The 10,410-nt window shown below is 51.5% G+C and carries 10 protein-coding genes and 2 pseudogenes; 6 read left to right on the plus strand and 6 right to left on the minus strand.

Annotated features, from left to right (window positions below; all coding sequences use genetic code 11):
* Nucleotides 1–411: 411 nt before the first annotated feature.
* Nucleotides 412–2,100: an aspartate:alanine antiporter gene (locus ACTBDZ_RS11410; RefSeq protein WP_438815393.1), complete on the minus strand. Its 1,689-nt coding sequence runs from the start codon at nt 2,098–2,100 to the stop codon at nt 412–414.
* A gap of 361 nt (nt 2,101–2,461) precedes the next feature.
* Here ACTBDZ_RS11410 and ACTBDZ_RS11415 point away from each other — a divergent pair, with 361 nt between their 5' ends.
* Nucleotides 2,462–2,830 carry an inner membrane protein YbjM gene (locus ACTBDZ_RS11415; RefSeq protein WP_438815394.1) on the plus strand — a complete coding sequence of 123 codons (369 nt, stop codon included), beginning with the start codon at nt 2,462–2,464 and terminating at the stop codon, nt 2,828–2,830.
* A 63-nt stretch (nt 2,831–2,893) separates the two neighbouring features.
* Here ACTBDZ_RS11415 and ACTBDZ_RS11420 read toward each other — a convergent pair whose 3' ends face one another.
* Complete coding sequence (locus tag ACTBDZ_RS11420) at nt 2,894–3,157, minus strand: GrxA family glutaredoxin (RefSeq protein WP_195312865.1); 264 nt, start codon at nt 3,155–3,157, stop codon at nt 2,894–2,896.
* Between the two features lie 263 nt (nt 3,158–3,420).
* On the opposite strand from ACTBDZ_RS11420, the gene nfsA reads away from it, so the two are divergent.
* From nfsA to potG, 5 genes and pseudogenes are all read left to right on the plus strand, one after another.
* Nucleotides 3,421–4,143: an oxygen-insensitive NADPH nitroreductase gene (gene nfsA / locus ACTBDZ_RS11425; protein ID WP_438815395.1), complete on the plus strand. Its 723-nt coding sequence runs from the start codon at nt 3,421–3,423 to the stop codon at nt 4,141–4,143.
* An 18-nt stretch (nt 4,144–4,161) separates the two neighbouring features.
* The gene (gene rimK, locus ACTBDZ_RS11430; protein WP_438815396.1) at nt 4,162–5,058 is read left to right on the plus strand and encodes a 30S ribosomal protein S6--L-glutamate ligase; all 897 of its coding nucleotides are present in this window, start codon (nt 4,162–4,164) and stop codon (nt 5,056–5,058) included.
* 89 nt (nt 5,059–5,147) lie between these two features.
* Nucleotides 5,148–5,627 (plus strand): YbjN domain-containing protein, encoded by a 480-nt coding sequence (locus ACTBDZ_RS11435; protein WP_438815400.1) that lies wholly within the window; start codon nt 5,148–5,150, stop codon nt 5,625–5,627.
* Nucleotides 5,628–6,011: 384 nt separating this feature from the next.
* Nucleotides 6,012–7,104, plus strand: a pseudogene (gene potF, locus ACTBDZ_RS11440) (spermidine/putrescine ABC transporter substrate-binding protein PotF).
* Nucleotides 7,105–7,268: 164 nt separating this feature from the next.
* Nucleotides 7,269–8,401 (plus strand): annotated as a pseudogene (potG, locus tag ACTBDZ_RS11445) (putrescine ABC transporter ATP-binding subunit PotG).
* A gap of 180 nt (nt 8,402–8,581) precedes the next feature.
* Here potG and ACTBDZ_RS11450 read toward each other — a convergent pair.
* From ACTBDZ_RS11450 to ACTBDZ_RS11465, 4 genes are all read right to left on the minus strand, one after another.
* Nucleotides 8,582–9,649 carry a phage integrase Arm DNA-binding domain-containing protein gene (locus ACTBDZ_RS11450; protein WP_438815397.1) on the minus strand — a complete coding sequence of 356 codons (1,068 nt, stop codon included), beginning with the start codon at nt 9,647–9,649 and terminating at the stop codon, nt 8,582–8,584.
* Nucleotides 9,627–9,866, minus strand: coding sequence for an excisionase (locus tag ACTBDZ_RS11455; RefSeq protein WP_438815398.1), 240 nt, complete (start codon nt 9,864–9,866; stop codon nt 9,627–9,629). The genes ACTBDZ_RS11450 and ACTBDZ_RS11455 overlap by 23 nt, the downstream gene beginning before the upstream one ends.
* Before the next feature lie 146 nt (nt 9,867–10,012).
* Complete coding sequence (locus ACTBDZ_RS11460; RefSeq protein WP_438815399.1) at nt 10,013–10,174, minus strand: protease FtsH-inhibitory lysogeny factor CIII; 162 nt, start codon at nt 10,172–10,174, stop codon at nt 10,013–10,015.
* A gap of 15 nt (nt 10,175–10,189) precedes the next feature.
* Nucleotides 10,190–10,288 carry a ParE family toxin-like protein gene (locus tag ACTBDZ_RS11465; protein ID WP_438815401.1) on the minus strand — a complete coding sequence of 33 codons (99 nt, stop codon included), beginning with the start codon at nt 10,286–10,288 and terminating at the stop codon, nt 10,190–10,192.
* Nucleotides 10,289–10,410 lie beyond the last annotated feature (122 nt).

A 10,410-nucleotide genomic window follows, 5' to 3' on the forward strand; every position in this document is an offset into this window, starting at 1 on the left:
GATCAAGGTTACGGATGGTAACGTGGGGAGTACTCATGCTGATTGGTCTGCAAAAAGCAGTAATAAATTCAGAACGTCAGAATACCGTCAAGTCCCGAAAAAAGAAAAATCAGGTGCGGAATGACGGTTCAATGCCTGAGTCAGTTTGTTGATCCGTGCTGCGCGCCGAGTTTCCATCGTGTGGTTATCCCCTGTGAGTCCGGCGTAAATAGTACCATCCAATAGAATCGGGTTGCAAAGAGAAGTCTGGTAGGTAAGAAAAGGCCCATCATTCTTGAACCTGAAAAGGCGGGAACGACGGGCTCCTCAATAAGGGGATTTCAAAGAAAAGCAGCGGCACTTATTCAGACGCTCTGCATGCGAAAAAGTTCGGTTTTATTTAAAGAATAGTGACAATTTTTTTCAACCCGCTTAAAACGGCAGTTCAGGCCAGATAATGACAATCAACGAACCGGCTAATGTCAGCAACACGTTGGCGATGGCATAAGTGCCCGCATAGCCGAGCGCCGGGATATTACTGCGTGCGGTATCGCTGATGATATCCATGGCGGGCGCACAGGTACGCGCACCCATAATGGCACCAAACAGCAGCGCCCGATTCATGCGCAGCACATAGGCACCAAACAGGAAACAGATCACCACCGGGATCAGGCTGATCGCCAGTCCTGCAAACAACATTTGTACGCCCACAGAGCCAAAACTGGTGCCGATGGTACTGCCAGCGCTCAGGCCAACGCCCGCCATAAACACCATCAGACCAAACTCTTTTACCATATTCAGCGCACCCTGCGGGATATAGCCAAAGGTCGGGTGGTTGGCGCGTAGGAAGCCCAGCATGATCCCGGCAAACAGCAATCCGGCTGCACTGCCAATTGCAAAATTGAAGTTACGGAACTGGAAGGTGATAAGCCCGACCATGATGCCGATGATAAAGAAGGCGCAGAACGCGAGCAGATCGGTAACCTGACTGTGGATGGAAATAAACCCGATGCGATCGGCGATGCTTTTCACCCGCCGGGCATCGCCGCTCACCTGTAGCACATCCCCTTTGTTCAGTACCACGCCGTCATCAATAGGCATTTCGATCTGGTTGCGTACGATGCGGTTTAAAAAGCAGCCGTGGTCGGTCAGTTTTAGCTGGCTGAGGCGTTTGCCGACGCCGTTGTTGTTTTTGACCACTATCTCTTCGGTGACGATGCGCATATCGAGCAGGTCGCGATCGAACACTTCCTTGCCGTCACGGAAATTGGAATTGAGGCGAGCATGGGCATCCGGGTAGCCCACCAGCGCAATTTCATCACCCAGTTGCAAGGTGGCATCCCCATCGGGCGTGGCGAGAATGCCGTTACGGCGCAGACGCTCAATGGAGCAGCCGGTTTGCCGGTAAATGCCCAGCTCGCGCAGATTTTTTCCGTCAGCCCAGGCAACCAGCTCCGGCCCGACGCGATAAGCACGGATAATGGGGAGATACACTTTACGTTGGCTGTCAGGATCGAGACCGCGTTCACGCGCGATTTGTTGCGCGCTGGTCGGCAGATCCTGATGTTGCAGTTTCGGCAGATAGCGCGCGCCAAAAATCAGGCTGACCAGCCCGATCAGATAGGTAAGCGCATAGCCAAGGCTCAGGTGATCCAACTCGACGCTGAGCTGTGGATCGACACTGTTAGCATTGCGCAGCGCATCTCTCGCCCCGACCAGCACGGGCGTTGACGTCATTGCTCCCGCTAGCATGCCTGCTGTCAGGCCGATATCCCAGCCGAAGAGCTTGCCCAACAGCAGTGCCAGCACCAGCGCTGAGCTGACCAACACTAAGGCCAGGGCGAAATAGTTTTTACCGTCACGAAAAAAAATGGAGAAAAAATTAGGGCCCGCTTCGATACCGACGCAAAAAATAAACAGCATAAAACCAAGATTCAGCGCATCGGTATTTATGGCAAAATGTTGCTGCCCTAATAATAACGACACCACTAAAACACCAATGGAATTACCCAGTTGAACGCTGCCTAGCCGTATTTTCCCCAGGCACAGCCCCAATGAAAGCACCACAAATAACAGCAGTATGTAATTCCCGTTTAACAACTCAGCGACGTTTATATTCATGGCCTGTAACGTGTTGTTTAATATTAAGTTATTGATATTAATGAAGGTAATGGCTAAATTTATTGCCATTCACTCAGAATACTCACTGTAAGGCAATAGCGGAACAGGGCGTGAAGAATCCGGCAGGGAAAGCGCGTGATTCGGCACAGGTGCCATCCGTTTCCTGAAAATAAATTGCCTGAAGCGTAGCAAGAGTGCTGCCATTTTAGTTGGGTGTTTGTGTTACAGCCAGCCTTTATTTTATAAAAAGTGATGCCGCCTTGCTTGTTGTTATATCAGGGATATTCCGATGTTGTTCCGATTAAATACACCTCACTCGACCTCGTCTTGCGACGTCGGCGTGGGGCAAAGAGAGGCGAATATGGGAAGCAATAAGGGGTGGGTGGGTGCAACCTGCTATTTTTTGTTGTTTACCGTGGTGTTTTTGAGTCAAAAAATGGATGTCTTTTCCGCAACGGAAACGGGATTCTGGGGAGAGCCTGGAATGCTGTTGTTTTTGCTGCCCGGCATTGTAGCCAGCGGTTTATCGGCACGCGGGCGTTTGCGTTACCCCTTTCTTGGCGCACTGATGGCCATGCCGCTGTGCCTGATTATCCTGCATTTTTGGCGCACGCCGATGAACGCGTTCTGGCAGGAATTGGCCTATGTAATGAGCGCCGTGTTCTGGAGTCTGATGGGCGCGCTGGGGTTTTTGTTCGTCTACGTCTCGTGCCAGCGGTATTTTCGCTGAAGATAAAAACACCAAAGGCGCAGGGTGCGCCTTTGGTCAGGATGTTGTCGATGCGTTGCCGTTTTACTGAAACAGGTTCAGGTTCGCTTTGGCGTAGGCTTCGAAATCGGTGCAACCGCCGATGTGTTTTTCGTCCAAAAAGATCTGCGGAACCGTCTCAACCGGCTTACCCACGGTTTTAGACAGGTCGTCTTTGGTGATCCCTTCTGCGTGAATATCAACGTAGCGGAAACTGAAGTCGTCACGTTGTTCGGTCAGTTTTTCTGCCAGCGCTTTGGCGCGAACACAGTAAGGGCAGCCAGGGCGGCCAAAAATAACAGCAAACATGTTAACTCCTTATCAAAACAAAAGGCTGTAAACGACATTATCCTCGTCTTTCTGTGGGGGTACTATGCCCCCATCTGCGCTGAAAAAAAAGCAGTAAATCCCTGTTACATTAATATGTGATGGCTATCAAACCGCATAACATACGCTGAGCGGCATTGGTCAGTCGCGACGGCTGGCTTATACTGCCTGTTAAGCGCCTGGCTATCCGGTTCACTAAGCCGACCCCGCGATCTTCAGGACACACCATCATAAGGACACGAAGCGTGACGCCAACTATCGATCTGCTGCTAAACCATCGATCCATTCGTGCTTTTAGCACACAGTCTATTGCGCCAGATGCGCGCGACGCCATTATTGCTGCTGCCCAGAGCGCGTCCAGTTCGAGTTTTTTACAATGCAGCTCCATTATTCGCATTACCGATCCCACGCTGCGCCAAACGCTGGCTCATTATTGTGGCGATCAGCAGCATGTGGCCGACGCCGCCGAGTTTTGGGTGTTTTGCGCCGATTTCCATCGCCACCTGGACATTTTTCCGCAGGCGCAAACCGGGATGGCAGAGCAATTGCTGCTAGGATGTGTAGATACGGCGCTGATGGGCCAGAACGCACTGGTTGCGGCAGAATCGCTGGGGCTGGGCGGGGTATTCATCGGCGGTATTCGTAACCACATTGCTGATGTCACCTCGCTGTTGGCGTTGCCACAGCAAGTCTTGCCGCTGTTTGGCCTTTGTCTGGGCTACCCCGCTGCGACGCCCGACCTCAAACCTCGCCTGCCCGCCTCGCTGGTGGTGCATGAGAATGGCTATCAACCGTTAGATAAAGCGGCGCTGGCACAGTATGACCAGCAATTGGGAGATTACTACCAGCAGCGTGGTAGTAATCGTCGTCGCGACACCTGGAGTGAGCACGTGCAGCGCACACTGCAAAAAGAGCTGAGGCCCTTTATTCTGGACTACTTGCATCAGCAAGGCTGGGCAATCCGCTGAAACGTGGGTGAGGAACTGATGAAGATCGCCATTTTATCACGGGACGGCAGTCTGTACTCCTGCAAGCGGCTGCGTGAGGCCGCAGAAGCACGCAAGCACGTTGTCGATATTATTGATCCGCTCTCGTGCTACATGAACATCAACTCTGCTGCACCCACGGTGCATTATCGCGGCCGCCAGTTGGTAAAATACGATGCGGTAATTCCTCGCATCGGCTCGCAAATTACCTTTTACGGCACCGCAGTGTTGCGCCAGTTTGAAATGCTGGGAAGCTTTGCGTTGAACAATGCGCTCTCAATCACCCGCGCACGGGACAAGCTGCATTCGCTGCAACTGCTGGCGCGCGAGGGCATCGATCTGCCGATCACCGGTTTTGCGCATTCACCGGACGATACCAGCGATCTGATCGATATGGTGGGCGGTGCACCGCTGGTGGTTAAACTGGTGGAAGGTACTCAGGGGATAGGCGTGGTGTTGGCGGAAACGCGTCAGGCGGCCGAAAGCGTGATTGATGCGTTTCGCGGCCTGAATGCGCACATTCTGGTCCAGGAGTATGTACGCGAGGCGCAGGGTAGGGACATCCGCTGTCTGGTGATTGGCGATAAAGTGGTCGCGGCCATTGAACGTCAGGCCAAAGAAGGGGATTTCCGTTCCAATTTGCACCGTGGTGGCACCGCGCGCCCGGTCATTATCACGGAGCGTGAGCGTGCCATTGCGGTGAAAGCGACTCAAACGCTGGGGTTGAGCGTGGCGGGCGTGGATATTTTGCGCGCCACGCGTGGGCCGCTGGTGATGGAGGTAAACGCTTCTCCCGGTCTGGAAGGGATAGAGCGCACCACCCAACTGGATATCGCCGACATGATGATGGCGTTCATTGAGCAGCACGCACGCAACGGCGTATCGCCAGCAAGATAGGCAATCCCGCTTTTCTATTGGTATCGTGCGCAAATTTTACGTAAGCTAGTAAGGTTTTTACGTTACAGGCGCAAATGAGGCAAATTATGATGGATTCACTCATCGTTCCGGATCTGAATCTGCTGCGGCGGTGGTTGGATCAACTCAATATTCTCTATTTTGAATGTGACTCGTGTCAGGCGTTGCATTTGCCCCATATGCAGAATTTCGATGGCATTTTCGATGCCAAGGTCGATCTGGTGGACGGCGTTGTTTTATTTTCTGCGCTGGCCGAGGTGAAGCCCAGCGCCTTGATTTCGCTGGCGGGCAACCTGAGCCAAATCAATGCCAGCTCCTTGACGGTGAAAGCCTTTCTTGATGTGCAAGACGATAATCTGCCAAAGCTTATCGTCTGTCAGACGCTCGACGTGGCAGCAGGCGTGGTCATTGAGCAGTTCCGCCACTTTATGCAGCAGTCAGAAAAGCAGATCTCCATGGTTATTCTGGAAGCCTGTGCTAACAATATGCTGTTTCTTGGTGAAGAAGAAGAGACCTCTCCTGCGCGCACTCTGTCACACAGTCTGCATTGATTCTGTTGCTGCCTGCGGGCAGCAATCATTTTTTCTTATTTTCCCGTTGTCTTTGGTTTATTCTGCAAAAAATCTTTTTTCCGATATATTCCACCGCCCAGAGTAAAGACTTCCCGTTCACCGCGCCAACTCCTGCATAATTAATCGATAAAAGCCGTTTTTTACGTTGCACATATAGCACCGCGAACACGAGGCGGTTATGCTAACTTCCTGTGACCGTCAGGCGATGACAATGCATTTATGTCTGTGTGTACTATGATTATTTTTAGTGCATAGCCATTCAACATCCCCGCCCGTCGGCGCGATAAATTCAGGTATGTGTCCGGTATCGTCCTGATACGGATTTTATTCCATGATTCACCCCTGGTATGGAGGAAGGAACGGATGTTCACCCAACGTAAAACATGGCTCTCGGGTGTTGTTGCCGGCTTGATGATGGCCGCGTCCGTCACCGCATCTGCGGAAGAAAAAACGCTGCATGTGTATAACTGGTCAGATTACATTGCGCCGGACACCCTGAGCAATTTCCAGAAAGAAACTGGCATCAAAGTCGTTTATGACGTGTTTGACTCCAACGAAGTGTTGGAAGGCAAACTGATGGCGGGCAGCACCGGTTTTGATCTGGTCGTGCCTTCTGCCAGCTTGCTGCCGGTGTTTTCCAGCCGCTGGATAAAAGCAAGCTGCCTAACTACAAAAACCTCGATCCTGAGCTGATGAAGCTGATTTCTCAGCACGATCCTGACAACAAATACGCGATTCCCTATCTGTGGGCGACCACGGGCATCGGCTTTAACATCGATAAAGTCAAAGCCGCGCTGGGTGCGGATGCGTCAATCGACAGTTGGGATCTGGTGTTGAAGCCGGAAAATCTGGAAAAAACTGAAAAGCTGTGGCGTTGCCTTCCTGGATGCACCAGAAGAGATTTTTGCCACCGTGCTGAATTATCAGGGTAAAGATCCGAACAGCACCAAGGCCGATGATTACAGCAAAGGCGCTACTGACTTGCTGCTGAAATTGCGCCCGAGCATCCGCTATTTCCACTCTTCGCAGTACATCAACGATCTGGCTAACGGCGACATCTGCGTGGCTATCGGTTGGGCCGGAGACGTGAAACAGGCGGCTAACCGTGCCAAGGAAGCGAAGAACGGTGTGAACATCGGTTACAGCATTCCGAAGCAAGGGGCTCTGGCATTCTTTGACGTGCTCGCGATGCCAGCCGATGCCAAGAACAAAGAGGAAGCTTACCAGTTCCTTAACTATCTGATGAAACCGGAAGTGATTGCCAATATCAGCAATTACGTCTTCTACGCCAACTAACAAAGCTTCCGTTCCGCTGGTTGATGAAGCGGTGCGTAACGATCCGGGCATCTTCCCGCAGGATGACGTGCGTGCTAAGCTGTTTACGCTCAAAGTGCAATCACCGCAGATTGACCGCGCGCGTACACGTGCCTGGACCAAAGTAAAAAGCGGCAAGTAACTGTTTTTGTCCGTTGAGATTATGTGATAATCCGCAGGCAGCTAATCCCCGCCTGTTTGTGCTGTATGTGGTGTAATACATGGAGGGAGAGAGGGTGCCTGTCGCAGATCCTTCACTACCGTGGGTTATTCGTTTGTTCTGCTTTTGCCGGAGAGCAATGCTAAGTGAATGATGCAATTTCCCGTCCCCAGCCTAAAACGCAAAAGGCCGTAACGCCAATGTTGGAAGTGCGCAATTTGACCAAATCCTTTGACGGTCAGGCGGCGGTGGATGATGTGAGTCTGACTATCTACAAAGGTGAGATTTTCGCACTGCTGGGGGCTTCAGGCTGCGGTAAATCCACCTTATTGCGCATGTTGGCCGGTTTTGAACACCCGACTCAGGGGCAGATTGTGCTGGACGGACAGGATCTGTCGCTGGTGCCACCCTATCAGCGCCCCATCAATATGGTGTTTCAGTCCTATGCCTTGTTCCCGCATATGACGGTTGAGAAGAATATCGCGTTTGGTTTGAAGCAGGACAAGCTGTCCCGCGCTGAAATTAAAGACCGGGTGAAAGAAATGCTGACGCTGGTGCATATGCAGGAGTTTGCCGGACGCAAATCGCATCAGCTATCCGGTGGTCAGCGTCAGCGCGTGGCACTGGCGCGCAGTTTGGCGAAACGCCCGAAACTGCTGCTGCTGGATGAACCGATGGGCGCACTGGACAAAAAGCTGCGTGACCGTATGCAACTGGAAGTGGTGGATATTCTTGAGCGTGTCGGCGTGACCTGTGTGATGGTAACCCACGATCAGGAAGAGGCCATGACCATGGCCGGGCGCATCGCCATCATGAATCGCGGCAAGTTTGTGCAAATCGGCGAGCCGGAAGAGATTTACGAACACCCGACCACGCGTTTCAGCGCTGAATTTATCGGCTCGGTCAATATGTTTGAAGGGTTGCTGAAAGAGCGTCAGGACGATGCATTGATTATTCAGAGCCCGGGTCTGGTTCATCCGCTGAAAGTGAATACCGATGTTTCCGTGGTAGATGGCGTACCGGTGCATGTCGCATTGCGCCCCGAAAAAATCATGCTGTGTGAAGAGGTGCCCGAAGACGGCTGTAACTTTGCTGTCGGTGAAGTGGTGCATATTGCTTATCTGGGCGATCTGTCGATTTACCACGTGCGTCTTAACAGTGGGCAGATCATAGTGCCCAGTTGCAAAATGCTTACCGCTATCGCAAAGGCGCACCCACCTGGGGTGACGAAGTGCGCTTGTGTTGGGAAGCGGATAGCTGTGTGGTGTTGACGGTGTGATAGGGCGAGATAATGACCATGTTTCCTGAACATAACTTTTCGGGTGGCAAAGCGGCGGAACCACCGGATGTGCCGCGCAGTCCTTTGCGCCTGCTGTTGACGCAGTGGCATTAAATTTTCAGGCCGTATATTCAATATCTTATAACCAATCGATCGAAATTACTCGAAATTCGATCGAAATTATTCAATCTGCTTCCATTCAGCCCCCCGGACATCGCGGTACCTATCTGTCATGGTAGAGCTTTTGTGACCTAACAATTTTTGTGCATATTTTTCCCCTTTCTCATCGGTGTAGAGTCTTGCAGCCAGGCTTCTGATTTCATGAAATGAGGGAGGGTTACGTTCCCATGTTAATCCTGATATACGCCGCGCCTTCAAAAAAGCGGCAGATATCGTTTTTGCGGCAAATTGCTTGTATTTGGCGTCTGCGACGATATGTGCTCTCCCGTTGTTTAATTCTCTAAACTGGTTCAGTACATCGGAAAGGCATAAATTGAGGCAGTCGATGTGGGTTGTCTGGGAGAAGGCAAGCATCATGCCTGTTTTCGCCGTCTTGATGTAAAGACGTCCGTCTTTGAAATCCTCCCAGCGTAGTGCCTGTATATCCCCTAAACGTTGACCGGTGACTAAAGCAAGGTCAAGGCAGGGCCCAACCCATGCGGGTAATGTATCCGCTGCCTTGCGGATAATTTTCCATTCATCAAGGGTTATGCGCTCCCGCTGAATCTCTACACGTTGGTTTCGGGTAGCTTCGGCAGGATTGTGCGATATAACCCCATCTGCAATGGCCTCACGAAATAAGTCAATAACCTCCTTCCTTAATTTATTCGCCATCGTTGTTTTTCCAGCTTTGACCCACTTATTCAGAAAGGTGGCAACATCTTTTGTTTGCACTTGCTGAATAGAAAACTCGCCCATATGTTCATTGATAGCTTTCAAATATGTCTTATGCTCGCTCATCGTTTTCGGCTTGAGTTTTCTGCCGTCGAGTATCGTCAGATAGCGTTCAGTCCATTCACTAACTGTAGTCACCTGTGTGCCGTTGATGCGGTCAACGAGCGGAGATTGTTTTGATGAGCCATAAATTGCCATATTGGCGGCTATGGCTTGTGTAATGGCCTCCTGTCGATGGCGGCCCAGGCCATATTCTTTTCCGGTGCGCGGGTCGCGGTAGCAAAAATAGCCGCCATTGCGCGGTTGCAGGTTTGGCGGCAAATCGCGGTTCTTATGGCTTCTCCGGCGTGCCATGTTTTATCCTCGATAACAGGGCGGGATGAAGGTAACTTGATGAGTTAAGGTTTTTGTTCTGGGTGAGCTTGCAGGCGTTTTCCTCAACCAGATACTCGCGCCCATCTCGTATCGGTGCGGGAAAAATCATTCCGCTCCTGACCAATCGCCTGACGGTTTCCATACAACGCGGACGGGGTTGCCGCCGGTTCCACTCGGATAAGGTGATGTATGCCATAATTGACCTCTGTTAAAATCAGGCCGCTGAGCCGTTCGTCATGACGGCGAGCGGGTGGGGGAATGACCAATCGAAGAAATGCGGTGGTGAACGTTTCACACAGGGTGTGCAGTGATGCAGGTGATTTCAGGCTGTAACAGTCTTGATTAAGGTGCTGGGGCAGGTCGTAGAGATTTGCCTTGCTGCCCGAGGATATCGATAAGCCTTCGGTATCCGTTTCGCAGCCATTGAACCCATTTATCCAGTTGGGTTTCTTGCGGGTGATAGCTCCCCATGAGGGCAGCATGACCCGCGAATGCATAATTCATGGGGTGCTCCTGTTTTTATATTGTTATTTGGGTGTTGTATTTGGCGTGGCTCATGGTCTTCCAGCTCAGGCCGTTATCTTTGGATAACATGCGCCAGTAGAGGGAGAGCCGTATTGATAAATTGTACTAGCTCAGACCTGATCTGACAGTTACCGGTTATTTATACAGGTGTCTGTCAGATTAAATCTGGTTCAGATTTTTTTCTGCCCAGACCCGTTTACCATCAAGTAATGTTG

Source organism: Symbiopectobacterium sp., assembly GCF_051710365.1.
Classification (GTDB): domain Bacteria; phylum Pseudomonadota; class Gammaproteobacteria; order Enterobacterales; family Enterobacteriaceae; genus Symbiopectobacterium.